The sequence below is a fragment of the Candidatus Competibacteraceae bacterium genome (assembly GCA_016713505.1).
GTDB lineage: Bacteria > Pseudomonadota > Gammaproteobacteria > Competibacterales > Competibacteraceae > Competibacter_A.
The window spans coordinates 2,063,271-2,088,397 of the sequence record JADJPA010000001.1 but is presented as its reverse complement, the minus strand read 5'-3'; the positions used below and the strand labels follow the sequence as shown (position 1 = coordinate 2,088,397).

Here is a 25,127-nt window from a genome sequence, read left to right as displayed (position 1 = left end):
ATGCGCAAAATCGTTCTGGCGACCGGCAATCCCGGTAAGGTTCGGGAGTTCAACGCCGTCCTGGCGGGTTTCGATCTGGAGATTGTCCCGCAGTCGGACTATGGCGTGCCCGAGGTGGAAGAAACCGGCCTCACCTTTGTCGAGAATGCGCTGCTCAAGGCCCGCAACGCCGCGCGACACACCGGATTGCCAGCGCTGGCCGACGATTCCGGCTTGGTGGTGGACGCGCTCGGCGGCGCGCCGGGCATCTATTCGGCCCGTTACGCCGGTTCCGGCACCGATGATCGCGCCAACATCGAAAAACTGTTGACCGAGCTGGCCGGCGTGCCGGCGGGACAGCGCGGTGCCCGCTTCGTTTGCGCGCTGGTGCTGCTGCGCCATCCCGCTGATCCGATGCCGCTGATCTGCCAGGCCAGTTGGGAAGGGGCGGTGCTGACCGAACCGCGCGGCGCGGGTGGTTTCGGTTACGATCCGATCTTTTTCGTCCCCGGCGAACGGTTGAGCGCCGCCGAGCTGAAACCCGCCGTCAAGAATCGGCTCAGCCATCGCGGGCGAGCCTTGGCGCTTTTGCGCCAGCATTTAGACGATAGGGATGCGGGTTAGAGCGGTGGCGTGCTGATCGAGACCATGAGCGGTTCCAGCTGTCGCCATGCGCGTTGAGCCTCCTGTTTGGACAACACCTTGGGTAGCATATCGTGGATGGCGTCGAGTTCGACGCGCAATGCCTCGGGGGTGGTGGTGGCCTCGATGCGATTGATGCGGCGCTCGGCGGTTGGTCCCATGGTTCCCAACAGGATGAAGCGGATAAATTCCTTGGCTTTTTTCAAGTTGAATTCCGCATCGCGCGGCGGTTGAAAGTCCAGCGGTTGCGCGCTGGCGCTGGGTGATTGAGGGGTTTTGAGAGTAGGCTGACGGGATGTTTCGGGTAGGGTGAAGGCGGGGTTGGGTGCAATAAAGCCATCCATCTCCAATTGTGCCAATACAGATTCTATTTCCCCGAGTTTTGAAAGTTTTTTAACAAGCTCCGTTATCGTGGCTTGGCCGTTAACCATAATTAGAATTTGACGAAATTCAGCAGGTAATTTGTGCGTACGCTTTGCAATTTCTTCTAAGCCTTTAGAGGTTTTGATAGGTGCTTGATTTAGATTCATGGCTGTTATTCCCTACAACTTTTCTAGAATTATCTGATTTAACTGGTTAATGTTAATTGAATTTTGAATTAAATACTGCTTTTTTTGTTTTATTTTTGCATAAAAAATAGCCAAAATTGGATAAGTAACGTGTCCTTTGTCATTTATGATTTCCTTTCTTGTCGGGAATTTCAGGTTTTGCTTTACAAATGCGGTTAATTTCGTTTAGACCGCAACTTGCTTGATTCGATCTTTCAATTTTCAACTCTGTTGGAGAATAACGCCATAAACACAGGCGCGATTCCATTGACGCTCTATCTTCATATTCCCTGGTGCGTCCGCAAATGCCCTTACTGCGATTTCAATTCCCATGAAACGCGCGGGCCGGCGCCGGAACGCGCCTATGTCGATGCGCTACTCGTGGATTTGGAGCAGGATTTGCCGCAGGTGTGGGGGCGGCGCATCGCCAGCGTCTTTATCGGCGGCGGCACGCCCAGTTTGTTCTCGGCCGAAGCGCTAGACCGCTTGCTGTCGGGCGTGCGCGCCCGGCTGCCGCTGCGCCCGGAGTTGGAAATCACCCTGGAAGCGAATCCGGGAACGGTGGAGCGGGGCCGCTTCGCCGAATTCCGGGCCATCGGCATCAACCGGCTGTCGATTGGGGTACAAAGTTTCAACGACGATCAGTTGCGCCGGCTAGGACGCATTCACGACCGCCGCGACGCCGTTGCCGCCGCTGAAGCCGCTCACGCGGCCGGGTTGGACAATTTCAATCTGGATTTGATGTTCGGCCTGCCGGCACAGACGGTCGAATCCGCCTTGGCGGACATCGCCAACGCCATGGCCCTGGAGCCGGCGCATCTGTCGTATTACCAGCTGACCATCGAACCGAGCACCGCGTTTCATCATGCACCACCGCCGTTGCCGGACGATGAGACTAGCGACGCTATCCAGCAGCGCGCGCAAGCGGAGCTGGCTCGATACGGCTATCAGCGTTATGAGGTCTCGGCGTACGCCCGTGCTGGTCGGTGCTGCCGGCACAATCTGAATTACTGGAAATTCGGTGATTATCTCGGCATCGGAGCCGGTGCGCACGGCAAGCTGAGCGATCCCGCCACCGGCCAGATTCGCCGGCTTTGGAAGCTCAAGCACCCGCGCGCTTATCTGGAGCAAGCCGGTACAGCCGCCGCTATCGGCGGCGATGAGCTGATTCGAGCGGTTGATCTGCCCGTGGAATTTCTGATGAACGCTTTAAGGCTGGTCGAGGGTGTGCGGGCTGAATTATTCGGTGAACGTACTGGCTTGTCGTTGAATGTCCTGGAGCCGGCATTGAGTCAGGCGCGGGCGTGTGGGTTGTTGGAAGCCGCTGCGCAACGCTTGCAGCCGACCGCGTTGGGTCTGCGGTTCTTGAACGAGGTATTGCAACGATTTATGCCGGATTAGCGGCGGCCGGCATCACCCCGGCTGGCAACTGCATGGTCGCGCAGTGCAGGCTGCCGCCCTGGCGGACCAGCGTGGCGCATGGCACGCCCTTGATTTCATGGTTCGGGAAACAACCGCTCAAGCGCTCCAGCGCCACCGCATCCAACGGATCGCCGTAGGCCGGCACCAGCACCGCGCCGTTCACGATCAAGAAATTGGCGTAACCGGCGGGCAGGCGGTTGCCGCGCTCGTCGTGCCGGGCGGCGGGCAGCGGCAGTTCGATCAAGCGGTAGGGTTCGCCGCTGGCGGTGCGAAAGCTCCGTAACTCTTCCGCCATCGCCTGTAGCGCTGCGTAATGGGGGTCGGTCGGATCGGTGCAGCCCTGATAAGCAAGAGTGCGGGCATCGCAAAAGCGGGCCAGCGTATCGATGTGGCTGTCGGTGTCATCGCCGAGCAAATAACCGTTTTCCAGCCACAAATAACGGTTGATACCCAGCATTTCACCGAGCCGTTGCTCCAGCGTCGCGCGATCCAGCCCGTTGCGGTTGGGGTTCAGCAAGCATTGAGTGGTGGTCAGCAGCGTGCCTGCGCCATCGGTTTCGATGCTGCCGCCTTCCAGAATCAAGTCGACAGGTTCCAGCGGGGTCGCGCCAAACGCTCCCAGCGCGTGCAGCCGAACGGTGATTCGGTCGTCGAGCTCATGCGGGAATTTGCCGCCCCAGCCGTTGAAGCGGAAATCCAGCAACACCGGCTGACCGTTCCGATAAATCGCGATCGGACCGTGGTCGCGCGCCCAGATGTCGTTGGACGCTACGGTGAATAAGCGGCAGCGGGCGAAATCGGCGCCGGCGGCGTGCAACAGATCGTGGACGTGCTGGCGATGGCCGTCATCGCGACAGCCAATGGCGGCGGTTTGGTGGCGGCTGATGGCGGCGGCCAAGACCGCGAAGGTTCGATCCGCCTGACTCAAACAATGCCGCCAGTCGCTATCGGCGTGCGGCCAAGTCAGCAGGATGGCGTCTTGAGGCGCCCATTCGGCAGGTAGGAAAGTGACCGCTTGCGACATACCACCGTTCCCGATGTACCAGAGGACAACCGACGCCACGCCATCGAACGCAAGCCCGGACCGCCTGTGGCGGCGCCGGCGCAAGCGCGCCGGTCGGTCAGTCGAACAGACCCCCTACCGACAGATAGCGTTCGCCGGTGTCGTAACAGAAGGTCAAAATCCGGCTGCCGTCGGGGATGTCCGGCAATTTCTGGGCGATGGCCGCGAGCGACGCGCCAGAAGAAATCCCGATAAAAATGCCCTCCTCCTTGACGCAGCGCACGGCGTATTTGAAGGCGTCTTCCTGAGCGACTTGAATCACCCCATCCAGGATATCGGTGTTCAGCACCACCGGTACGAAGCCGGCGCCGATGCCCTGAATGGGGTGCGGGCCGCGCTGGCCGCCGCTTAGCACCGGCGAGGCGGTGGGTTCGACCGCGAACGCCTTGAGCGCGGGAAATTTTTCCTTCAGCACTTCGGCGCAGCCGGTGATGTGACCCCCCGTGCCGACGCCGGTGATCAGATAATCCAAGCCTTCGGGAAAGTCATTCAGAATTTCTTGGGCGGTGGCGCGGCGGTGGATCGCCACGTTGGCGGGATTTTCGAACTGCTGGGGCATCCAGGCATTTGGGGTTTCTTTGACCAGTTCCTGGGCTTTTTCGATCGCGCCCGGCATTCCCTTTTCCTTGGGGGTCAGCACCAGTTCCGCGCCGAGCGCCGCCAGATAGCGCCGCCGTTCCACCGACATCGATTCGGGCATGGTCAGGATCAGGCGATAACCCTTGGCGGCCGCCACCAGCGCCAGCGCGATCCCGGTGTTGCCGGAGGTCGGTTCGATGATGACGGTATTGGGTTTCAGGATGCCGCGCCGTTCGGCGTCCTCGACCATGGCCAGTCCGATGCGGTCTTTGATACTGCCGCCGGGATTGACGCGTTCCTGCTTCATCCAGACTTCGACCTTGCGCTCCGCGAACAGCCGGTTGATGCGGACGTGGGGGGTGTTGCCGATGGTTTCAAGAATGTTGTTCGCTTTCATGGATTTTCCTCGCGCTCGCGATGATGGGAAGTCGCGGATGTAAAACGGGTCAGGCGGTAACAGTAACAAATAATTTTATATAAGCAGCAGAATAAATTAGCAGTTAGAAATAGCTTTTTTTCATATCAAGCCTCGCTCGGACGCATGATCGCGGCGCGCCGTCGCGCTTGCGTAGTGCAGGCGGCCTGCCCAACAATGCGCCTTGCGACAGCCGTCGCCACCCGTGCCTTGGAGGAGTGTTCCTCATGTCCGAATCGCGTTTTCGTGGGACCGACCGTTACGTTGCGACCGACGATCTGATGATGGCGGTGAACGCCGCCGTCACCTTGGGCCGGCCGCTGCTGGTGAAGGGCGAGCCGGGAACCGGCAAAACCCAACTGGCCGAGGAAGTCGCGCTCGCCCTGAAGCGGCCCTTCTTGCAGTGGCACATCAAATCCACTACCAAGGCCCAGCAAGGCTTGTACGAATACGACGCCGTGTCGCGGCTGCGCGATTCGCAACTGGGCGATGCGCGGGTGCACGACATCGGCAATTACATCGTCAAGGGCAAGCTGTGGGAGGCGTTCACCACCGACGTTCAGCCCGTGCTCTTGATCGATGAGATCGACAAAGCCGATATCGAGTTCCCCAACGATTTGTTGCACGAACTCGACCGGATGGAATTCTTCGTTTACGAGACGCGACAGATAGTCAAGGCCCGGCATCGCCCGATCATCATCATCACCAGCAACAACGAGAAGGAGTTGCCGGATGCGTTCCTGCGCCGCTGCTTTTTCCACTACATCCGCTTTCCCGACAAGGAGACCATGGAACGGATCGTCAACGTCCATTATCCGACTCTGAAAAAACGCTTGTTGAGCGAAGCGCTGGAGGCGTTTTTCGAGATTCGCGAAGTGCCGGGTTTGAAAAAACGGCCTTCGACCTCGGAACTACTGGACTGGATCAAGTTGCTGGTGGCGGAGGAAATTCCGCCCGAAGCGTTGCGCGGCGACCAGCATAAGTTGATCCCCCCGCTCTACGGCGCGTTGCTGAAGAACGAGCAGGACGTGCATCTGTTCGAGCGGCTGCTGTTTATGAGTCGGCGCAAGCGCGATTGAAGCGGACGCTGCGCGATAGCCGATCAATGCGAGTCCGACGCTGAGAGGGTCCGCCGATGATGACCGAATTTTTCTCCAAGCTCCGTAAGGCGGACATTCCGGTCACGCTGACCGAGTTCTTGACCTTGCTGGAGGCGCTGAGCCAGCGCGTCACCGCGCACAGCATCGATGAATTTTATTATCTGGCGCGGGCGACGCTGGTGAAGGACGAGCGCTACTACGACCGTTTCGATCAGGTGTTCGGCAGCCATTTCAAGGGACTGGAAACGCTGTTCGATCAGATCATCGGCGCCACGGTGCCGGTGGAATGGCTGCACAAGCTGGCGGAGCTGACGCTGAACGATGAGGACAAACAACTGATCGAGTCGCTGGGCGGCTGGGAAAAGCTCATGGAGACTTTCGCCAAGCGCCTGGCCGAACAGGAAGGCCGCCATCAGGGCGGCGGCAAATGGATCGGCACTGCCGGGAAGTCGCCTTTTGGCGCTTACGGCTACAACCCGGAAGGCATCCGCATCGGGCAAGAGGAATCGCGCCACCGCCGCGCGGTCAAGGTGTGGGACCGCCGCGAATTTCGCAATCTGGACGACACCATCGAACTCGGCACCCGCAACATCAAAGTCGCGTTGCGCCGCTTGCGCCGCTTCGCGCGGGAGGGCGCGGCGGAGGAACTGGACCTCGACGACACCATCCGCTCCACCGCCCGCAACGCGGGTTATCTGGAGTTGAAGATGGTGCCGGAGCGCCACAACGCGGTGAAAGTGTTATTGTTTTTGGATGTCGGCGGCTCAATGGACGATCACGTCCGGGTGTGCGAGGAGCTGTTTTCGGCGGCGCGCGCCGAATTCAAACATCTGGAATATTTCTACTTTCACAACATGGTGTACGAGGGACTGTGGAAGGACAACCGCCGCCGCTATACCGAAAAGACCGAGACGCTGACGGTATTGAACACGTTCGGTCACGATTACAAGCTGATTCTGGTCGGCGACGCCACCATGAGCCCCTATGAAATCACCTTTCCAGGCGGCAGTGTCGGACACTTCAACCCCGAAGCCGGCGAAGTCTGGCTGAGCCGGTTGCTGGCGGCTTATCCGCGCGCCATCTGGCTCAACCCGCAGTCGCAAAACCGTTGGAGCTACGTACCCTCGATTGAGATGGTGCGGGAGTTGATGGGCGAGCGGATGTTTCCGCTGACCCTGGAAGGCTTGGAGCAGGGGATTCGGGCCTTGCAGCGGGCGCGTTGAGAACCGACGGGATTTAGTGATAGGTCATGCTGATCTGCGGGACGATTTTCACGCCGGGCTGCCTGGCGAGAAAATCGTGCAGGAAGGCGATCAACCGCTTCTCGCACAGGGCGACGACCGTCGCGTCGGAGGCCAGCGCCTCGCCTTGTTCCTTGGCGTTCTTGGCGGCTTCCTCGTACAAGCGCAGCACCGCGTCTCGCTCGTCGGTAAACAAGCCGCCGGACAGAATCCGATATCTCAAATTCGCGATCGCGGGCGTCGTCACCAGGACCGGCTTCTTGACGAGAACCTCGATCCCCGAAGCGGTGGGCCGCACGTCGTAGCTGTCAGCTTGAAGGTCGAAACCGAACGAATATTCGACCGAGTACCAAATCGCGACGGTGCCGGTCGAGGACAAACCGAGCAGGGAGCGCTCGATGACCTGGGTGACGCTTTCCTCGCGGACCACGGTGGCGGCGAGCAGCTTCATCTGCTCCGCCAGCGATTGTTTGCCGACGGTGAGGTAGCTGGTGTATTGGGTATAACCCAGCAGCTCCGATTCCTGGCGTGAAACTTCCTGTTTCAACGTTGAAACCATGGCGTAGGCGTCGCCCAAGCGGCCGTTCATCACCGAGTAGGTCAACCCGGTCGCGATGCCGCAGCCTAAAACAAAAATTGCGGGGTATGAGGGCATCAATTGCTTGAGCGGAAAGAGCGGAGCGTCTCCGGAGGAACTGACTACCGCCACGCCACCACTTCATCCAAGCGCCGGCGCGAGCTGGGTTCGGGCAATTCGGCCGGATAGCCGAGGCTCAACAGCGCGACCGGCACTAAACCCGACTCCAATTTCAAGATCTCGCGAATCTTGTCTTCCTCGAAATAGCCGATCCAGGTAGAACCCATGCCGGCGGCGACGATGGCCAGTTGGGCGTAGGTGGCGGCGATGGTGGCATCTTGCAGGGCGTATAACCTGGCGCCGCGCTCGCTAAAGACGCTTTCCGAACGGGCTGGATCGGCGCAGAACACCAGGCAGATCGGAGCCTCGGCAATGAAATTTTGCTGGTGACAGCTATTCACCAGCATTTGCCGGTCGGCCAGATCGCGCACCACGATGATGCGGTACGCCTGCAAATCGCCCGCCGAAGGAGCCGCGCAGGCCATTTCCAGGATGGCGGACAGCTTCTCGGGTTCGACCGCCATATCCGGTTGGTATTTGCGGATCGAATGGCGATGGCGTACGGTTTCGAAAAAATCCCACATGGCGAATCCTCACGGTGATCGGCAATCAGCGGATAAAGCTTGGAAAACGCCTGCTGCGTTCGAACGAAGCAATGGATATAAACCAATCAGCCCGCGCTCTTGACCAGCGCGTTCAGCTTCGGTAAGTCTGGGTCTTGCGGATAATTACGCTCCAGCACCCTCAGGCTGTCGGCGGCGAGCTGCGGCATCCCCATCTTGACGTAAGCCTGCGTCATGATGCTCAGCGCACCGGCGGAAGCCGGCGTGCGCGCGTAGGTTTCCACGACGTATTTGGCCCGGTTGACCGCCGCGACGTAAGCGCCCCGCCGCAGGTAATAATCGGCCACGTTGACCTCGTAAGCCGCCAGATTGTTGTGCAAGAACAGCATCCGCTGCCGCGAGTCCTCGGCGTATTTGCTGTTGGGGAACTTGCGGACCAATTCGGCGAAGTCGCTGTAGGACTGACGGGCGGTGGCGGTGTCGGTTTTGGCGCGATCGCTGGGGGCCAACCGTTCGATCAAGGTGTTGCTGCGGTTGAAATTGACCAGCGCTTTCATGTAATAGGCATAATCCACATAGGGATGACGCGGATTGGCCTGGATAAAACGGTCGGCGGCGGCGATGGCCGCATCGGGTTCGTTGTCGTGGTATTGGATGAAGAGGGTGTCGATCTGCGCTTGCTGGGCGAAGCGCCCGAACGGATAACGGGCCTGGATTTTGTCCAGATATTCCAGCGCGGTCTTGTAGTTACCATCATTCATGGCACTCTTGGCCTCGCTGTAAAGCTGCTGGGCCGACCAGTTTTTGGTTTCGTCGATTTTTTCGGGAAGCAGCGAGCAACCCGCGAGCAGCGCGGCCGTGAGAGGGCCGATGAGAAACAGTTTTGATGTGCGGCGCATGGATGACGGCATGAAACGGCAATTGTCGAAGGTAGAATAAATTTGGACCAGTATAACGCTCGAACCGTTAAAAACCATCATGGCGACCGGCGGACGCATCGCTTGTCAAATACCCGCTGATTGCGCGGGGATGCGGCTCGATCAGGCGTTGGCGGCGCTGCTGCCGGCCTATTCGCGCAGCCGTTTGCAGCAGTGGCTCAAAGCCGGTCAGTTACAAGTGAACGGTCGGATTTGCCGGCCCCGCGATCCGGTGGCCGGCGGAGAAACCGTCAGCGGCGAACCGGTGTTGGAGCCGGAAACCCGCGCGCTCGCGCAAGACATTCCGTTGGCGATTTGCTATCAGGACGAGGACGTGCTGGTGATCGACAAACCGGCCGGACTGGTGGCGCATCCCGCGGCGGGTAACCGCGACGGCACCTTAGTCAATGCGCTGCTCCATCACGCCCCCGAACTGGCCGCGCTGCCGCGCGCCGGGCTGGTGCATCGCTTGGACAAGGATACCACCGGCCTGCTGGTGGTCGCTCGCAGCCTGCGCGCCCATACCGCATTGGTCGAACAGTTGCAGGCGCGGCGCATCGAGCGGGAGTATCTGGCGGTGGTCAATGGAACGCCGGTTGCAGGCGGTACGGTGGAGGCGCCCATCGGCCGCCATCCCGTCGACCGGCAGCGGATGGCGGTAGTGGCCGGCGGCAAGCCGGCGGTGACTCATTACCGGGTGCTGCGCCGGTTTCGCGCCCACACCTTGTTGCGGGTCAAGCTGGAAACCGGCCGCACCCATCAGATTCGGGTTCACCTGGCGCATCTTCGGTTGCCGCTCCTGGGTGATCCAATCTACGGGGGCCGGCCGCGCTTGCCCCCCGAAGCGTCGCCCCAGTGTCTTGAGGCGATTCGAAACTTCCAGCGCCAAGCGCTACACGCCGCGCGGCTGGCCTTGACGCATCCCGTCAGCGGCGAGCGATTGGAATGGCGGGCGGACACTCCCGCGGATTTGGCGGACTTGTTGGCGGCTTTGAGCGAGAGTAGGGATCCAACATGAATGAGCTCAAACTCGAACATTTGATCGTACCGGCCTGGCCGACCCCCCCCGGCGTATTGGCGGTGAGCACGACCCGCCGGGGCGGGACCAGCGCGCCACCCTACGATAGTTTGAACTTGGCCAGCCACGTCGGCGATGCGTCGCTCCACGTCGCCGAAAACCGGCGGCGGCTGGCGGTGGTGGCCGGCTATCCCTCCGAACCGGCGTGGTTGCAGCAAGTGCACGGCAATCAGGTGGTGGCCGCCGAAACGGTCGCCGATCCGGTCGCCGCCGATGCCGCCTGGACCCGCGAATCCGGCAAGCCGTGCGTGGTGCTGACCGCCGATTGCTTGCCGATCTTGTTATGTGATCGCGCCGGTACGGTGGTGGCCGCCGTTCATGCCGGTTGGCGCGGGCTGGTCGCCGGGGTGATTGCTAAGACCGTGGCGCGGATGAAGGTGCCGCCGATGGATCTGATGGCGTGGTTGGGGCCGGCCATCGGCCCCACCGCCTTCGAGGTCGGCGATGAAGTGCGCGGTGCTTTTTTAGCTCAGGATAGGGCGAATGGCCATTTTTTCCATCCCTCTCTCAGCGACGGTCGTTGGCTGGCGGATATTTACGGTTTGGCGCGGCTCCAACTGCGCCGCCTGTTTGTAACGGCGATTTACGGCGGGCATTCCTGTACCTTTCTTGATGCCGAGCGCTTTTTTTCTTACCGTCGAACCGGTGACACCGGACGGATGGCCAGCCTGATTTGGCTGGTGTAGGGCAACCGCCGACCGCTCTCGTTGCCGACAACCCCGAACCGTGGCTCAGGCAGCCCGCCAAGCAGCCTGAAAAAAATCGGTTTCGCACTGCATGGCGTAACGGTAAGTCTCGGAGGCGATTGGAGTATCCGGTGTATAACGGTCGAGCAATCGTTCCAGCCGGGTCGCCAGCTGGTCGAAGTCGGCGCTGCTGTAGGTCGTTATCCAGTCGCTGTAGGGATGAGCCTGTTGTTGGCGGCGAGCCAATTGCTGGCCCAGCCAAGCGTAGAGCCTCATGCAAGGCATCATGGCCGCAAGGGTGATACCGGTCTCCTGTCCCCAAGCCGTGGCCAGCAGGAAGTCGATATAACGCCGGGTGGTCGTACCCGGTGTGATACGGTCCAACTCAAGTTCCCACGCCTTGGCGATCATGTGATGAAGTTCCAGCTCTTGAAACACGCCGCCCGCCAGCTCGTGCAATTTCCGAAACCCGATCCAGTCTGGCGCCTTGGCGGCGGCGATGGTGTAGGCGCGGGCGAAGGCTTGCAGGTAGAACGCATCCTGCCCGATATACCAGGCGAAGCGCGACCGAGGCAGCGAACCGTTGCCGATGCCTTGCACGAAGGGTTGGTTGAGGCAAGCTTGTGCCAGATCGGCGTTGGCTTGCCAGAGCGTGTCCGAAAGCGCCATGCGGGATTCCTTTATCAAGCGGGTGTGATGCCGATATTATGGCGTTTCACAAGTTTATTATCGGAGAAAAACGGCGGTGTGGTTCTGGGATAGGCCGGCCGATCCACCTTCGCGATTCTCCGGCAGCAACCCATTTTTCAAGGCTTCGACCATGACCGACTCCTCCCGTCCACTCGGTTTCGCCACCCGCGCCGTGCACGCCGGCCAATCGCCCGATCCGGCCACCGGCGCGGTGGTCACCCCGATTTATGCGACGTCCACCTACGTGCAATCGAGTCCGGGCGTGCATCAGGGTTTTGAATATTCGCGCAGCCAAAACCCGACCCGTTTCGCTTACGAGCGCTGCGTGGCCGATCTGGAAGGCGGCGAGGCCGGATTTGCGTTCGCGTCCGGGCTGGCGGCGACCTCGACGGTGTTGGAGTTGTTGGATACGGGCGATCATCTGGTGGCCTTGGACGATATTTACGGCGGCACCCGTCGCTTGTTCGAGCAAGTGCGCCGCCGCAGCGCCGGCCTGACCTTTTCCTATTCCGACCTGCGCGACCGCGCGGCCCTGGAGGCGGCGCTGACGCCGAAAACCCGGATGATCTGGGTGGAGACCCCTAGCAATCCGCTGATGAAGTTGGTGGATTTGGAGATGGTCGCCGCCGTGGGGCGCGCGCGCGGCGTTCTGACCGTGGCCGACAACACCTTCGCCACGCCGTGGTCGCAGCGGCCGTTGGAATACGGCTTCGATATCGTTTTGCATTCGGCCACCAAATACCTCAACGGCCATTCCGACATCATCGGCGGGGTGGCGGTCTGTCGCGGCCGGGATCTGGTCGAGCGATTGACCTACCTGCAAAACGCCATCGGCGGAATCGCGGGGCCGTTCGACAGCTTTCTCGCCTTGCGCGGCCTGAAAACGTTAAGTTTGCGCATGGAGCGGCACAGCGCCAACGCGCTGCGCGTCGCGACCTGGTTGGAGCGGCATCCGAAAATCGAGCGAGTGATTTACCCTGGCTTGCCCAGCCATCCCCAACACCTGCTGGCGCGGCGACAGATGCAAGGAGGGTTCGGTGGGATGATCGGGGCGGTGGTGCGCGGCGGTCTGACGGAGGTGAAGGAATTTCTCGCCCGCTGTCGGTTGTTTGCGCTGGCGGAGAGCTTGGGCGGCGTGGAAAGTTTGATCGAACATCCGGCGATCATGACCCATGCGTCCGTGCCGCCGGAGGTGCGCCGGCAACTGGGTTTCGACGACGGCTTGGTGCGCTTGTCGGTCGGGATTGAGGACGTTGATGATCTCATCGCCGATCTGGCGCAGGCGTTGGGATCAGCGTTGTGATCCGCGCGCTCGATCGACGGCGGGGCCGGCGTTCGGCCGGGCGGCTAGGGCCTTGCGGCGTGAGTAAGGCCGGCTGGTAGATGATTCTGAATGACCTCCGCCAGCCGTTCGACGGCCGCTTGGCGGGGAAAATTCCGACGCCACACCAAACCGATGGCGCGGGTGGGGGCCGGCGGCGCGAACGGGCGGATTTCGATCAAATGCTGGTAATCGGCGGTTTGGGCTAGGCGGATGGCCAACTCCGGCAACAGGGTGAGACCGATCCCGACCGCCACCATCTGCCGCAAGGTTTCCAGACTGGTCGCCGAAAATTCCTCAATCACTTGGGGCGACTCACAAAGCGCCAGCGCTTGATCGCGCAAGCAATGGCCTTCCTCCAGCAGCAAGATGCGGTAGTCCCTCAAATCCCTTTCCCTGATCTGGACGCGCGCGGTCAAGGGATGGCCGGCCGGCAGCGCGACTTGGAACGGTTCCTCGAACAGCGCCAGGGTTTCGACCCCCTCGCTTTTTACCGGAAGCGCCATGAGCAGCACATCGAGCTGACCGCCGCGCAGTTGGCGCAGCAAATGGTCGGTCAAATCCTCGCGCAGGAACAGCCGCAGTTTCGGATAAACCGTTTTCAGCCGCGCCAGAATGGCCGGCATCAAATACGGACCCAGCGTGGGGATGATGCCGACGCGCAGGGAACCTTGCATCGGATCGAGCCGTTGCAAGGCGATTTCTTGGATTTTATCCGCTTCCTCCAAGGTCAGGCGGGCCTGAGCGATGATTTCTCGGCCCACTGGCGTCGGAGTGACTTGGCGCTGGCTGCGATCGAATAGCGTGACGTTGAGTTGATCCTCCAGTTTTTTAAGCTGGGCGCTCAACGTCGATTGACTGACGTGGCAAAGTTCAGCCGCGCGTTCGAAATGTTTTTCCTCGGCGACAGCGACTAAATAACGCAATTCTTGTAGCGTGATGTGCAATTCCGGTGGCGGCATTGATCAACCTCCTGACGCTATCGAATTTATCGATAAGGCCTATCGAAAAAATGAGCTTGATCGAATTTATCGATAAGGCCTATCGAAAAAATGAGCTTGATGGCAGGTATCGCACTTCTAGACTCTAAATTGAGCCGAGGTTCCATGGGCTCGCTGATCATAGGAGAGCGCATGATGCACAAGCAGGTCATTTCATTATTGGGTGCGTTGATCATAACCCAACTGGCGCACTCAGAACCTTTGGGGTTGCCGCCGTTACCCATCCCCGTCGATAACCCGCAAACCCCGGAAAAGATCGCGCTGGGCGCAAAATTATTTAACGACCGGCGCTTCAGCACCACGGGCGACATCGCCTGCGCCCATTGCCACGCGTCGGATAAGGCGTTTACCGATTTAAAGACGGTTTCCGAAGGCATTCAGGGATTGAGGGGCACGCGCAACGCGCCCACCGTCATCAATGCCGCCTATTTTAAATCCCAGTTTTGGGATGGGCGCGAACCCAGCTTGGAGCGCCAATCCATGCAACCGCTGTTGAATCCGGTGGAAATGGCGCTACCCAATCACGATCCGGTGCTGGAAATCGCCAGAACCGATCCCGATTATCAAAAAGCGTTTCAAGCCGTCTTCGCTAAATCCGGCGACGGCATCACCATGGATGAAGTGTCCAAAGCCATCGCCGCGTTTGAAAGAACGTTGATCGCCGGGGATTCGCCTTTCGACCATTATTATTTCGGCGGAGAGAAAAAAGCCATGACCCCAGCGCAAGTGCGCGGGTTTTCATTGTTTCTCAACGAAGGTCGCTGCGTGTCCTGCCATACCATCGAGCACAATCACGCGCTGTTTACCGACAGCCGGTTTCATAACATCGGTATCGGCATCAACCAAATTCAAGATCAGGTTCCCGGTTTGGCGACATCGTTTTTACAGGCCAAGGCTCAAGGTGTAAACGTCGATAAAGCCGTGCTGGGCGACAAGAAAACCTCCGAACTCGGTCGTTTCGCGGTCACCAGCTTGATCGATGAATTGGGGTCCTTCAAAACGCCCACGCTGCGCAATGTCGCCGTAACAGCACCCTATATGCACGATGGCAGCCTCAAGACGCTTCGTGAAGTCATGGTGCATTACAACAACGGCGGCGTGAATCAAAAAGGCGAACGGGTGAACCCCTACCTGAGCGGGGGCATCCGTCCGTTGAATTTGACCGACGCGCAAATCGATGATTTGGTCGCCTTTATGGAAGCGCTGACCAGCCCGCAATTCGCCAAGGTGGCGACGGCCGCCCAGCCCGCCGCCCAGCCCGCCGCCAAACCAGCCGGGAGGAAGCCATGAGCACGCAAATCAGCCGTCGAGAATTTTTGAAAGGAGCCGGCGCGCTGGCCGCCGTCGGCGCGTTGCCGGTCAGCCTGGTGGAATTGGCCTTCGCCAACAGCGCGGAGAATTTTACCTTCGCCCATATTTCGGATTCACACATCCAACATATCAGGGGAACGGAATTCGTCCGCAATTGGGACCGTGGCTTGATCCGGGCAGTCGCGGAAGCCAACCTAATGACGCCCAAGCCTGATTTCATCATCTACGGAGGCGATCTCGCGCAGCTCGGCGCCAAGGCCGAACTGGATCATGGCGCTGAAATCATGTCAGCGTTGAGCGGCAAAGTGCACTACGTGATGGGCGAGCACGATTATTATCTGGATTTGGGACAACACTGGGAAAAACTGTTCGGCCCTCAATACCATAGTTTCGATCATAAAGGCGTGCATTTCATCGTGTTGAACAGCGTGCTGACTTACGATGAGTGGACGCACAACCGTTGGCCGACCCCGGAGCAGCGGATGTTGGAAATGGCGGGGCTGGATAACCCCAACGGTTCGCCGTTCATGGTGGGGGAGCAACAACGACAATGGTTGCAAAACGATTTGCAAAAGGTGAGCAAGGACACCCCCATCGTCGTGTTTTCGCATTCACCCCTTCAGAAGATTTACAAGGGTTGGAATTTCTGGACGGAAGACGCCGAACAAATCCAAGCGCTATTGCAGCCTTTCAATAAAGTCACGGTCATTTACGGCCACGTCCATCAGATTCAATACAACCAGATCGGCAATATCAGCTTTCACGCGGTGATGGCGACGGCGTGGCCTTGGCCTTATCCCTCGACTTACGCGCAAGTCGAACAGCATTTGCCCAAGCTGACCGTGCCGATGAATCGAGCCGATCCTTTTTTCGAGCGCGATGCGACCGGCTGGCAATTTATCAACGTCGCGACGGGTAACGTGGACCTACGCTACAACCTGTATAACAACACCAGCCGCGCCGTGGCCTTCAATCCCAAGACCGGCCAACCGGAGGATACCACCTATCAACTTGCGGAAAATCGCATCCCGCCTCAAGTTCATTTTTAGGAGAAAACGCCGATGCGTTCATCAAGGCTGGTCAATTCGGTTCTGTTGTTGCTCGCGGTCGGAGCGGCGAGCGTGTCGCCCGCGCGGGCCGATGAATTTACCCAAGACGATTTAAAGCGTTGGGAAGGTCAATTCATGGAGGTGGTGAAACAGGGACGCGATCTATGGACGCGCGCGTTGGGCAGCAACGGCGTCTCTTGCGCCCAATGCCACCCCAACGCCGCCAACACCCATCCGGAGACCTATCCCAAATTTCAAAAACAAATCGGAAAGGTGGCGCTGGTGGCGGATATGATCAACTGGTGTATCCGCAATCCGGCGGAAGGACAGCCGATGGCGCTCGACGATCCGCGCATGGTCGCCATCCAAGCCTATATCAATTACGAACGCCGGGGCGTGCCGATGGCCCCTGGCAAACACTGAAGAACCGCTTGACGGGTCGCTCGCGCCGGTGGGCTTAGCCCGCCGGCAGCACCGTGCAAACCACGGTCCGGTTTGAACGCGGCCCGTCGAATTCGCAGAAAAAAATCCCCTGCCAAGTGGATAAGCCTAATTTCCCGTCGATGATCGGAATGGTTTCGGACGGGCCGACCAAACCTGCCTTCAGGTGAGCATCGCCGTTGCCGTCTTGTTGGTCGTGCAGCCAAACGCCGGACGGGATCAATTTGCGCAGCAGGCTGATTACATCCAGCGGCACGCTTTCATCCCAATTTTCCTGAATCATGATGGCGGCGGTCGCGCCTTGCGCGTAGACGTTGATCAAGCCATTCGTGACCTTGCTTTCACGCGCGACGGCGCGCACGCGCTCGGTAATGTCGATCAGCTGTTGGGATCGGCCGGTACTGAAGCGGATAAAGTGATTCATGAATGGGATACGCTCCACGTCTTGCAACAAGCAACCATCAAGTTAATAATCAGCATTATTTCAAAAATTAGTAACTCTTGGCATACTATTCGCAATTTTCCTCTGTGCAAGAGTCAATCTGCAAAAGGCATAACTACCGAAAGGTAGTGACGCAAAGTCACCGGTCTAAGGGGCCTTGCCCTATGACAGCGGAACCGCCAGATTCAACGCCGCTCGCGGCGCGTTGGCTTTTCTCTGCGTAGATGGCTTGGCCAGAGACCGCACAGGCATCGTTCAAGGCGTGCAGTCATCATGGCTAATTTTTTTAATCGTTCGGTTTTTCAAAGTGATAGCGGCTCTTTGCGAGCTGTTCAAAGGCGCTTGCCGCTCCGGCGGCGCTGGGCGGTCGCCCTCGGTTTGACGCTGCTGGCGTCGGGGCTGTCGGCGGTGGCCGCCGAGTCTGAGCCGCAAGCCGCCGCACCGGATCAGCTCGTGGAGCTGTTTGCTCCGGTCTCAGTCACCGGCGCTCAACCCATGCGCGCCAGCCGTGCGGGGATCGGGCGCGAAGCGGTCCGGCTCAACCGGGCCATTGCTGACCTGCCGTTGCAGGCTAAGGCGCGGTTTTCGCTGCCGCGCGGCGTCAGTTATGAGCTGGTTTACGACAACCGCCAGGACCACCCCAGCGGCAACGTCACCTGGTCGGGTTATCTCAAGGATTACGGCGACGATTACCGCGCCGTCATCACCTTCGGCGAGCACGGCGCATCGGGCCGTATCCTGACCCCGGACGGCGAGTTTTTGATTGAGTCCGATGCCGGTGGGGAGTGGTTGGTCGATCCGCAAGCGGCGGGTTTGAAGCCGATGGAAGCAGGGGATGACGCCATCATTCCGTTGCCGGAAGGCATTCAAATGCCCCTGCTCAACAGCAAGCGCGGAGCCGGCGCTCAGGCCGTACCGATGGCGGCCGACACCACATCGGCCACCATCGACGTGATGATTTTGTACACGCCGGGCCTGGCCAGCCGGCTGGGCAGCGGCCTGTCGGCCCGGCTGGATCAGTTGGTGGCCTTATCCAATCAGGCCTATCGCGACAGCGGTATTTATATCAACCTGCGACTCGTCCATAAGCAGCAGGTCAACTATAGCGATACCACGACCAATGATGGCGCGCTCGATGCGCTGACCGACGGCAGCGATCCGGCGCTGGCTGATGTCGCCAAGTTGCGCGATACCCACGGCGCGGATTTGGTTTCGCTGATCCGGCCGTTCAATAACACCACCTCGGGCGGTAGTTGCGGGGTGGCTTGGGTCGGCGGTTACGGCGGACAACCGATTTCAGGCTATGCCAACTACGGCTATTCGGTCATCGGCGACGGGCGAGATGTCAACGGCTCCGGTTATTACTGTCTGGATTTGAGTTTCGTCCACGAACTGGGCCACAACATGGGCAGCCTGCACGACCGGGCCAACTCCGGCAGCGGGATTGGCGCCTATCCCTATTCGTACGGTTACGGCGTCAGCGGCACCTTCGGCACGGTGATGAGCTACATCAACCCCCGGATCGGCAAGTTCTCGAATCCGGCGATCACCTGCGCGGGCGGGATCGCCTGCGGGATCAGCGAAACGGCGGCCAATTCAGCGAACAACACCCTGTCGCTCAACAACACCCGCGCCGCCGTGGCGGCCTTTCGCAGCGCCCAGGTCGTCACGCCGCCGGCTCCCACCACCTACGCCTTGACGGTGAGCAAATCGGGCAGCGGGACGGTCAGCAGCAGTCCGGCCGGCATCAACTGCGGCAGCGATTGCAGCGAGAACTACGCCAGCGGGACCAGTGTGAGCCTTAGCGCCACACCGGCCAGCGGCTTTACCTTCAACGGTTGGAGCGGAGCCTGTTCCGGTACGGGCAGTTGCCAAATTGTGATGAGCGCCGCTCGCAGCGTCACGGCGACCTTCACCGCAGCCAGCGCCCCCGCCCAAACCCTGATCGCCCAGTACTATCAATCGATTCTCAATCGTGCGCCAGACGCGGGGGGCTTGGCGTTCTGGCAAGCGGAAATCATCCGGTTGGAAGGATTGGAGGTCGATGTCAGTGAAGCCTTTCGGGTGATGGCCGGTCAGTTCTTCACCAGCACTGAGTATTTGGCCAAGAACACCAGCAATAGCCAGTACATCACCGATATCTACCGCACTTTCTTCAACCGCGCGCCCGACAGCAGCGGATTGAGCTACTGGACCAACCAATTGGCGGCCGGTCTGCCGCGCAGCGTGGTCTTATTCTCGTTCGTGTTTTCGACCGAGTTCGCCACTTACATGCAAGGGTTGTACGGCGACGCAAGCGCCCGCGCCGAAATCAATGCGGTGGTGGATTTTTATCGAGGCTTTCTCAATCGCCTGCCCGACAGCGCTGGTTTTAGCTACTGGTTGAACCGGTTTCGTACAGCGCAATGCCAAAGTGCGGCGGCGGTGAACGCGGAGGCGGAGTCGATTTCCCGACAGTTTGCCGCGAGCGCTGAATATAGCGGCCGAAACCGGAGCAGTAGCGACTACGTGGCGGACTTATATTACGGTTTCCTGCGCCGAGGCGGCGATCTGGGCGGCTTCAATTATTGGGTCAACCAATTGAATACCAAGGCGCAAACCTCGGATCAGGTGCGACGCAGCTTCCTGCAATCCCCAGAGTTTCAGAGCCGGGTTCGGCAAATTATCAATCAAGGTTGTTTAAATTGATGTTGGTGGCAGCCCGTGGCTCTGGAGAATGCTGCCACGAGCGATAGGACCAAGAGAGCGCATGGCCTTTTTGTCGATGGTTGCAGCGAAGTAAAGCGATGGCCCGCCCTGAAGGCGGGCTTCTCGCTGTTGGCATACCCTTCGCACGTTATTCCCCGCAAGATCTGCAAAAGGCATAACTACCGAAAGGTAGTGACGCAAAGTCACCGGTCTAAGGGGCCTTGCCCTATGACAGCGGAACCGCCAGATTCAACGCCGTTCGCGGCGCGTTGGCTTTTCTCTGCGTATAAGGCTTGACCTGAGACCGCACATTCAAAATCAAAGGTGTGCTGTCATCATGGCAAATTTTCTTCATCAGTCCTTGTTTCAAAAGGATAATTCTTCTTTTAGTGCCGTTCGAGGCCGTTCTCCCGTGCGTCGTTGCTCGGTGGTCGCCCTCGGTTTGACGCTGCTGGCGTCGGGGCTGTCGGCGGTGGCCGCCGAGTCTGAGCCGCAAGCAGTCGCGCCGGAGGCCGCCGTCGAGTTGTTCGCTCCAGCGCCAGCGACCGGTCCCCAAGCAGCGCGCGCCGGCCGCGCGAGGGTCGGGCGCGAAGCGGTCCGGCTCAACCGGGCCATTGCTGACCTGCCGTTGCAGGCTAAGGCGCGGTTTTCGCTGCCGCGCGGCGTCAGTTATGAGCTGGTTTACGACAACCGCCAGGACCACCCCAGCGGCAACGTCACCTGGTCGGGTTATCTCAAGGATTACGGCGACGATTACCGCGCCGTCATCACCTTCGGCGAGCACGGCGCATCGGGCCGTGTCCTGACCCCGGACGGCGAGTTTTTGATCGAATCCGATGCGGCGGGCGAGTGGCTGATCGATACGCAGGCAAGCGGATTGACGCCCGTCGAACCCGGCGAGAACGATGCCCTGATTCCGTTGCCGGAACATCTTAAAAAGCGCATTCCCAGGAACAAGCCCGGCGCTGGGGTCGAGGGCGGGCGCGACGCTCAGGCCGTACCGATGGCGGCCGACACCACATCGGCCACCATCGACGTGATGATTTTGTACACGCCGGGCCTGGCCAGCCGGCTGGGCAGCGGCCTGTCGGCCCGGCTGGATCAGTTGGTGGCCTTATCCAATCAGGCCTATCGGGACAGCGGCGTCTACATTAACTTGCGGCTGGTTCACAAAGAACAAGTCAACTACAGCGATACCACCACCAACGACGCGGCGTTGAACGCGCTGACCAACGGGAGCGATCCCGCCTTGGCGGGAGTGGCCAACCTGCGCACCAGCAAGGGCGCAGACTTGGTGTCGTTGATCCGGCCGTTCAATAACACCACCTCGGGCGGTAGTTGCGGGGTGGCTTGGGTCGGCGGTTACGGCGGACAACCGATTTCAGGCTATGCCAACTACGGCTATTCGGTCATCGGCGACGGGCGAGATGTCAACGGCTCCGGTTATTACTGTCTGGATTTGAGTTTCGTCCACGAACTGGGCCACAACATGGGCAGCCTGCACGACCGGGCCAACTCCGGCAGCGGGATTGGCGCCTATCCCTATTCGTACGGTTACGGCGTCAGCGGCACCTTCGGCACGGTGATGAGCTACATCAACCCCCGGATCGGCAAGTTCTCGAATCCGGCGATCACCTGCGCGGGCGGGATCGCCTGCGGGATCAGCGAAACGGCGGCCAATTCAGCGAACAACACCCTGTCGCTCAACAACACCCGCGCCGCCGTGGCGGCCTTTCGCAGCGCCCAGGTCGTCACGCCGCCGGCTCCCACCACCTACGCCTTGACGGTGAGCAAATCGGGCAGCGGGACGGTCAGCAGCAGTCCGGCCGGCATCAACTGCGGCAGCGATTGCAGCGAGAACTACGCCGGCGGAACCAACGTGACGCTCAACGCCGTTCCGGCCGCCGGCTCGACCTTCGCCGGCTGGAGCGGCGCGTGCACCGGAACGGCCGCCTGCGCCGTCACCATGAACGCCGCTAAAAACGTCACCGCGACCTTCAAGGCGCAAACCACCAGCGCCAAATACACCTTAACCGTCACCAAGGCGGGATCGGGAGCGGGCACGGTCGTCAGCAATCCCGCCGGCGTCAACTGCGGATCGGCGTGTTCCTATGGATTCGCCAGCGGGACCAACGTGACCTTAACCGCAACGCCCGCCAGCGGCTCCACGTTCGCGGGTTGGAGCGGCGCGTGCACGGGAACCGGAACCTGCACGGTGCCGATGAGTGCGGCCAAGAGCGTCAAGGCGACCTTCAACAAGACGCAGACCAAGAGCAACACTTATACCTTCAAAGTGGTGCTCAGCGGCGGCGGCACGGTGACCAGCAGCCCGGCCGGCATCAACTGCGGCGCGGTGTGCAGCGCGGTTTTCCCGATGGGGACTACGGTGACGCTGAAAGCGGTTCCGGCGACCGGCTACACCTTTGGCGGCTCGAACACCAATTGCGCCAATAACGTGTGCACGGCCAACATCAACTTCAAGAAACGCTGAGTTTCGAGAACGTTGTACGCCAAGGCGGCAGGGATCGTCGCTAGAAGCAACAGACCTGAAGGCGGTGGAGACACGGTTTCCACCGCCTTTTTTATGCACCTAGCCCGATAAAATCGTTGCCGATATTGCGGTATTCGAATGGCCACCAGTCTTGAATTTCCCCCGATCCGCACCCAATTTATGAAGAAATTTTGCGTTTACAGGGGTACCTAGCCATGCGCATGGACAAACTGACCAACAAATTTCAACTGGCGCTGAGCGAAGCTCAAAGCTTGGCGATCGGTCGCGACCATCAATTTATCGAACCGGTGCATGTGCTGGCGGCGTTGCTCGATCAGGACGGCGGCACGGTGCGACCGTTGCTGGCGCAGGCCGATGTCAACGTCAACCTGTTGCGCTCGCAGATCGGCGAGGCGTTGGATCGCTTGCCGCGCGTCGAAGGCGCGGGTGGCGACGTGCAAATCTCCAACGCCCTGTCGCGGGTGCTGAATTTGACCGACAAACTGGCCCAGCAGCGCAAGGACGCCTACATCTCATCCGAATTATTCGTGCTGGCGGCGCTAGAGGACAAGGGCGAACTGGGCGCGATGCTGCATAAGGCCGGCGCGACCAAGACCCTGATCGAGCGCGGCATCGAGGCGATGCGCGGCGGTCATAAGGTCGACGATCCCAACGCCGAGGAGCAGCGGCAGGCGCTGGAAAAATACACCATCGACCTGACCGAGCGGGCCGAGCAGGGCAAGCTCGATCCGGTGATCGGCCGCGACGACGAAATCCGCCGCACCATTCAGGTGTTGCAGCGGCGCACCAAGAACAATCCGGTGCTGATCGGCGAACCCGGCGTCGGCAAAACCGCCATCGTCGAAGGGCTGGCCCAGCGGATCATCAACGCCGAGGTGCCGGAAGGTTTGAAGAACAAGCGGGTGCTGGCGCTCGACATGGGCGCGTTGATCGCGGGGGCGAAGTTTCGCGGCGAGTTCGAGGAGCGGTTGAAGGCGGTGCTTAACGATCTCGCCAAGCAGGAAGGCCAGATCATCCTGTTCATCGACGAATTGCATACGATGGTCGGCGCGGGTAAGGCCGAGGGTGCGATGGACGCCGGCAACATGCTGAAACCGGCGCTGGCGCGCGGCGAATTGCATTGCATCGGCGCGACCACGCTGGACGAATATCGTAAATATGTCGAGAAGGACGCGGCGCTGGAACGGCGCTTTCAAAAGGTGCTGGTCAACGAGCCGAGCGTCGAGGACACCATCGCCATTCTGCGCGGCCTAAACGAGCGTTACGAAGTGCATCACGGCGTGGAAATCACCGACCCGGCCATCGTCGCCGCCGCCACCCTGTCGCACCGCTACATCACCGACCGCAATTTACCGGACAAGGCCATCGACCTGATCGACGAGGCGGCCTCGCGCATCCGCATGGAGATCGACTCCAAGCCGGAAGCGATGGATCGGCTGGAGCGGCGCTTGATTCAGTTGAAGATCGAACGCGAGGCGCTAAAGAAGGAAAGCGACGAGGCATCCAAGAAGCGGCTGGAACTGCTGGAGCAGGAAATCAGTAAGCTGGAAAAGGAGTACAGCGATTTCGAGGAAGTCTGGAAAGCGGAAAAGCTGGCGCTGCACGGTTCGGCGCAAGTCAAGGAAGAATTGGAGCGGGCCAAATTGGAATTGGATACCGCCCGCCGGGCCGGTGATCTGGCGCGGATGTCGGAGTTGAGCTACGGCCGCATTCCCGAATTGGAGCGAAAACTGACCCAGGCCACGGCGGCGGAGTCGGGTGACGGCGTGCAATTCAAGCTATTGCGCAATAAAGTCACTGACGAGGAAATCGCCGAGGTGGTGTCCAAATGGACCGGGATTCCGGTGTCCAAGATGCTGGAAGGCGAGCGCGACAAGCTGTTGCGGATGGAAGAGGTGATCCGCAAGCGGGTGGTGGGGCAGGATGAAGCGGTCAAAGCGGTCAGCGATGCGATCCGCCGCTCGCGGGCGGGGCTGTCCGATCCTAACCGGCCCAACGGCTCATTCTTGTTCCTCGGCCCGACCGGCGTCGGCAAGACCGAATTGTGCAAGGCGCTGGCGGCGTTTTTGTTCGACACCGAGGAAGCGATGGTTCGGATCGACATGTCGGAATTCATGGAAAAACATTCCGTGTCGCGGATGATCGGTGCGCCGCCGGGCTATGTCGGCTACGACGAGGGCGGCTATTTGACTGAGGCGATCCGGCGGCGGCCGTATTCGGTGATTTTGCTGGATGAGGTCGAAAAGGCGCACCAGGACGTATTCAATGTGCTGTTGCAGGTTTTGGACGACGGCCGCTTGACCGACGGTCAGGGCCGCACTGTGGATTTCCGCAACACCGTGATCGTGATGACCTCGAATCTTGGCTCGCAGATGATTCAGGAGATGGCGGCGCAGAATAACTACACGCTGATGAAAAGCATGGTGATGACTCAAGTGTCGGATCATTTCCGGCCGGAGTTCATCAACCGCATCGACGAGGTGGTGGTATTCCATCCGCTGGGTCGCGAGCAGATTCGTTCGATTGCCGATATTCAGATCGGTTATCTGCGCAAGCGGCTGGCCGACCGACAGATGGGTCTGGAGGTCGCAACGGCGGCGCTGGACAAGCTCGGCGAGGCGGGATTCGATCCGGTCTACGGCGCGCGGCCGCTCAAGCGGGCGATCCAGCAGGAGTTGGAAAATCCGCTGGCGCGGCGGATTCTGGCCGGGGAATTTGGACCGGGCGATACCGTGGTGGTAGAAGCGGGCAAGGAGGGATTGGAATTTCGCAAACGGTCGGGCGATAAGCTCGCCAAGTGAA

General features: G+C 60.0%; 22 protein-coding genes and 2 riboswitches. Of the genes, 13 read left to right on the top strand and 9 right to left on the bottom strand.

The window, feature by feature from the left end; all coding sequences use genetic code 11:
* Positions 1 to 603: an RdgB/HAM1 family non-canonical purine NTP pyrophosphatase gene (gene rdgB, locus IPK09_09430; GenBank protein ID MBK7983833.1), complete on the top strand. Its 603-nt coding sequence runs from the start codon at positions 1 to 3 to the stop codon at positions 601 to 603.
* Here the strand turns inward: rdgB and IPK09_09425 are convergent.
* Entirely contained in the window at positions 600 to 1,151 is a 552-nt protein-coding gene (locus IPK09_09425) for a hypothetical protein (protein ID MBK7983832.1), read from the bottom strand. The genes rdgB and IPK09_09425 overlap by 4 nt on opposite strands.
* Before the next feature lie 264 nt (positions 1,152 to 1,415).
* Here IPK09_09425 and IPK09_09420 point away from each other — a divergent pair, with 264 nt between their 5' ends.
* Positions 1,416 to 2,570: an oxygen-independent coproporphyrinogen III oxidase-like protein gene (locus IPK09_09420; protein MBK7983831.1), complete on the top strand. Its 1,155-nt coding sequence runs from the start codon at positions 1,416 to 1,418 to the stop codon at positions 2,568 to 2,570.
* Here the strand turns inward: IPK09_09420 and IPK09_09415 are convergent.
* Positions 2,557 to 3,615 (bottom strand): agmatine deiminase family protein, encoded by a 1,059-nt coding sequence (locus IPK09_09415; GenBank protein ID MBK7983830.1) that lies wholly within the window; start codon positions 3,613 to 3,615, stop codon positions 2,557 to 2,559. The genes IPK09_09420 and IPK09_09415 overlap by 14 nt on opposite strands.
* Positions 3,616 to 3,712: 97 nt before the next feature.
* The gene (gene cysK, locus IPK09_09410; protein MBK7983829.1) at positions 3,713 to 4,630 is read right to left on the bottom strand and encodes a cysteine synthase A; all 918 of its coding nucleotides are present in this window, start codon (positions 4,628 to 4,630) and stop codon (positions 3,713 to 3,715) included.
* A gap of 245 nt (positions 4,631 to 4,875) precedes the next feature.
* On the opposite strand from cysK, the gene IPK09_09405 reads away from it, so the two are divergent.
* Both IPK09_09405 and IPK09_09400 read left to right on the top strand, forming a co-directional pair.
* On the top strand, positions 4,876 to 5,727 hold the full coding sequence (locus IPK09_09405) for a MoxR family ATPase (protein ID MBK7983828.1): 852 nt from the start codon (positions 4,876 to 4,878) through the stop codon (positions 5,725 to 5,727).
* 56 nt (positions 5,728 to 5,783) lie between these two features.
* Positions 5,784 to 6,971, top strand: a complete 1,188-nt coding sequence (locus tag IPK09_09400; GenBank protein ID MBK7983827.1) for a VWA domain-containing protein — start codon at positions 5,784 to 5,786, stop codon at positions 6,969 to 6,971.
* Between the two features lie 13 nt (positions 6,972 to 6,984).
* Here the strand turns inward: IPK09_09400 and IPK09_09395 are convergent, their stop codons facing one another.
* The 3 genes from IPK09_09395 to IPK09_09385 all read right to left on the bottom strand — a co-directional run bounded on the left by IPK09_09395 (position 6,985) and on the right by IPK09_09385 (position 9,088).
* On the bottom strand, positions 6,985 to 7,644 hold the full coding sequence (locus tag IPK09_09395) for a hypothetical protein (protein ID MBK7983826.1): 660 nt from the start codon (positions 7,642 to 7,644) through the stop codon (positions 6,985 to 6,987).
* Positions 7,645 to 7,688: 44 nt separating this feature from the next.
* Complete coding sequence (locus tag IPK09_09390) at positions 7,689 to 8,210, bottom strand: nitroreductase family protein (protein ID MBK7983825.1); 522 nt, start codon at positions 8,208 to 8,210, stop codon at positions 7,689 to 7,691.
* 86 nt (positions 8,211 to 8,296) lie between these two features.
* Positions 8,297 to 9,088, bottom strand: a complete 792-nt coding sequence (locus IPK09_09385) for an outer membrane protein assembly factor BamD (protein ID MBK7983824.1) — start codon at positions 9,086 to 9,088, stop codon at positions 8,297 to 8,299.
* A gap of 79 nt (positions 9,089 to 9,167) precedes the next feature.
* Between IPK09_09385 and rluD the strand changes: the two genes are divergently transcribed.
* Both rluD and pgeF read left to right on the top strand, forming a co-directional pair.
* Complete coding sequence (gene rluD, locus IPK09_09380) at positions 9,168 to 10,124, top strand: 23S rRNA pseudouridine(1911/1915/1917) synthase RluD (GenBank protein MBK7983823.1); 957 nt, start codon at positions 9,168 to 9,170, stop codon at positions 10,122 to 10,124.
* Positions 10,121 to 10,870 (top strand): peptidoglycan editing factor PgeF, encoded by a 750-nt coding sequence (gene pgeF, locus IPK09_09375; protein ID MBK7983822.1) that lies wholly within the window; start codon positions 10,121 to 10,123, stop codon positions 10,868 to 10,870. The genes rluD and pgeF overlap by 4 nt, the downstream gene beginning before the upstream one ends.
* Before the next feature lie 45 nt (positions 10,871 to 10,915).
* Here the strand turns inward: pgeF and IPK09_09370 are convergent, their stop codons facing one another.
* Positions 10,916 to 11,539: a TenA family protein gene (locus tag IPK09_09370; protein ID MBK7983821.1), complete on the bottom strand. Its 624-nt coding sequence runs from the start codon at positions 11,537 to 11,539 to the stop codon at positions 10,916 to 10,918.
* A 151-nt stretch (positions 11,540 to 11,690) separates the two neighbouring features.
* On the opposite strand from IPK09_09370, the gene IPK09_09365 reads away from it, so the two are divergent.
* Positions 11,691 to 12,863, top strand: a complete 1,173-nt coding sequence (locus IPK09_09365; protein ID MBK7983820.1) for a PLP-dependent transferase — start codon at positions 11,691 to 11,693, stop codon at positions 12,861 to 12,863.
* Between the two features lie 44 nt (positions 12,864 to 12,907).
* Here IPK09_09365 and IPK09_09360 read toward each other — a convergent pair whose 3' ends face one another.
* Positions 12,908 to 13,843, bottom strand: coding sequence for a LysR family transcriptional regulator (locus IPK09_09360; GenBank protein MBK7983819.1), 936 nt, complete (start codon positions 13,841 to 13,843; stop codon positions 12,908 to 12,910).
* Between the two features lie 171 nt (positions 13,844 to 14,014).
* On the opposite strand from IPK09_09360, the gene IPK09_09355 reads away from it, so the two are divergent.
* From IPK09_09355 to IPK09_09345, 3 genes are read left to right on the top strand one after another with little or no spacing between them, the layout of a single operon-like run.
* Positions 14,015 to 15,172: a c-type cytochrome gene (locus IPK09_09355; protein ID MBK7983818.1), complete on the top strand. Its 1,158-nt coding sequence runs from the start codon at positions 14,015 to 14,017 to the stop codon at positions 15,170 to 15,172.
* Positions 15,169 to 16,242 (top strand): metallophosphoesterase, encoded by a 1,074-nt coding sequence (locus IPK09_09350; protein ID MBK7983817.1) that lies wholly within the window; start codon positions 15,169 to 15,171, stop codon positions 16,240 to 16,242. The genes IPK09_09355 and IPK09_09350 overlap by 4 nt, the downstream gene beginning before the upstream one ends.
* A 12-nt stretch (positions 16,243 to 16,254) precedes the next feature.
* A complete protein-coding gene (locus tag IPK09_09345; GenBank protein MBK7983816.1) occupies positions 16,255 to 16,665 on the top strand; it encodes a cytochrome C in 411 nt (136 codons plus the stop codon).
* A gap of 34 nt (positions 16,666 to 16,699) precedes the next feature.
* On the opposite strand, the gene IPK09_09340 is transcribed toward IPK09_09345, so the two are convergent.
* Positions 16,700 to 17,107, bottom strand: coding sequence for a YjbQ family protein (locus IPK09_09340; GenBank protein ID MBK7983815.1), 408 nt, complete (start codon positions 17,105 to 17,107; stop codon positions 16,700 to 16,702).
* A 116-nt stretch (positions 17,108 to 17,223) separates the two neighbouring features.
* Positions 17,224 to 17,309: riboswitch (cyclic di-GMP riboswitch) on the top strand.
* A 137-nt stretch (positions 17,310 to 17,446) separates the two neighbouring features.
* Between IPK09_09340 and IPK09_09335 the strand changes: the two genes are divergently transcribed.
* From IPK09_09335 to clpB, 3 genes are all read left to right on the top strand, one after another.
* Positions 17,447 to 19,813, top strand: a complete 2,367-nt coding sequence (locus IPK09_09335; protein ID MBK7983814.1) for a DUF4214 domain-containing protein — start codon at positions 17,447 to 17,449, stop codon at positions 19,811 to 19,813.
* A gap of 162 nt (positions 19,814 to 19,975) precedes the next feature.
* Positions 19,976 to 20,061: riboswitch (cyclic di-GMP riboswitch) on the top strand.
* Between the two features lie 164 nt (positions 20,062 to 20,225).
* The gene (locus tag IPK09_09330) at positions 20,226 to 22,304 is read left to right on the top strand and encodes a hypothetical protein (protein ID MBK7983813.1); all 2,079 of its coding nucleotides are present in this window, start codon (positions 20,226 to 20,228) and stop codon (positions 22,302 to 22,304) included.
* Positions 22,305 to 22,519: 215 nt separating this feature from the next.
* Positions 22,520 to 25,126, top strand: coding sequence for an ATP-dependent chaperone ClpB (clpB, locus tag IPK09_09325; GenBank protein MBK7983812.1), 2,607 nt, complete (start codon positions 22,520 to 22,522; stop codon positions 25,124 to 25,126).
* Position 25,127: the final 1 nt, after the last annotated feature.

Bases quoted from the DNA above. Each gene is read 5' to 3' on its own strand.
- IPK09_09415 (MBK7983830.1), bottom strand. From the start codon at position 3,615: ATGTCGCAAGCGGTCACTTTCCTACCTGCCGAATGGGCGCCTCAAGAC.
- IPK09_09360 (MBK7983819.1), bottom strand. From the start codon at position 13,843: ATGCCGCCACCGGAATTGCACATCACGCTACAAGAATTGCGTTATTTA.
- IPK09_09390 (MBK7983825.1), bottom strand. From the start codon at position 8,210: ATGTGGGATTTTTTCGAAACCGTACGCCATCGCCATTCGATCCGCAAA.
- IPK09_09370 (MBK7983821.1), bottom strand. From the start codon at position 11,539: ATGGCGCTTTCGGACACGCTCTGGCAAGCCAACGCCGATCTGGCACAA.
- IPK09_09355 (MBK7983818.1), top strand. From the start codon at position 14,015: ATGATGCACAAGCAGGTCATTTCATTATTGGGTGCGTTGATCATAACC.
- IPK09_09350 (MBK7983817.1), top strand. From the start codon at position 15,169: ATGAGCACGCAAATCAGCCGTCGAGAATTTTTGAAAGGAGCCGGCGCG.
- rluD (MBK7983823.1), top strand. From the start codon at position 9,168: ATGGCGACCGGCGGACGCATCGCTTGTCAAATACCCGCTGATTGCGCG.
- IPK09_09345 (MBK7983816.1), top strand. From the start codon at position 16,255: ATGCGTTCATCAAGGCTGGTCAATTCGGTTCTGTTGTTGCTCGCGGTC.
- IPK09_09405 (MBK7983828.1), top strand. From the start codon at position 4,876: ATGTCCGAATCGCGTTTTCGTGGGACCGACCGTTACGTTGCGACCGAC.
- IPK09_09340 (MBK7983815.1), bottom strand. From the start codon at position 17,107: ATGAATCACTTTATCCGCTTCAGTACCGGCCGATCCCAACAGCTGATC.
- IPK09_09400 (MBK7983827.1), top strand. From the start codon at position 5,784: ATGATGACCGAATTTTTCTCCAAGCTCCGTAAGGCGGACATTCCGGTC.
- IPK09_09425 (MBK7983832.1), bottom strand. From the start codon at position 1,151: ATGAATCTAAATCAAGCACCTATCAAAACCTCTAAAGGCTTAGAAGAA.
- clpB (MBK7983812.1), top strand. From the start codon at position 22,520: ATGCGCATGGACAAACTGACCAACAAATTTCAACTGGCGCTGAGCGAA.
- IPK09_09365 (MBK7983820.1), top strand. From the start codon at position 11,691: ATGACCGACTCCTCCCGTCCACTCGGTTTCGCCACCCGCGCCGTGCAC.
- IPK09_09395 (MBK7983826.1), bottom strand. From the start codon at position 7,644: ATGCCCTCATACCCCGCAATTTTTGTTTTAGGCTGCGGCATCGCGACC.
- rdgB (MBK7983833.1), top strand. From the start codon at position 1: ATGCGCAAAATCGTTCTGGCGACCGGCAATCCCGGTAAGGTTCGGGAG.
- cysK (MBK7983829.1), bottom strand. From the start codon at position 4,630: ATGAAAGCGAACAACATTCTTGAAACCATCGGCAACACCCCCCACGTC.
- pgeF (MBK7983822.1), top strand. From the start codon at position 10,121: ATGAATGAGCTCAAACTCGAACATTTGATCGTACCGGCCTGGCCGACC.
- IPK09_09385 (MBK7983824.1), bottom strand. From the start codon at position 9,088: ATGCGCCGCACATCAAAACTGTTTCTCATCGGCCCTCTCACGGCCGCG.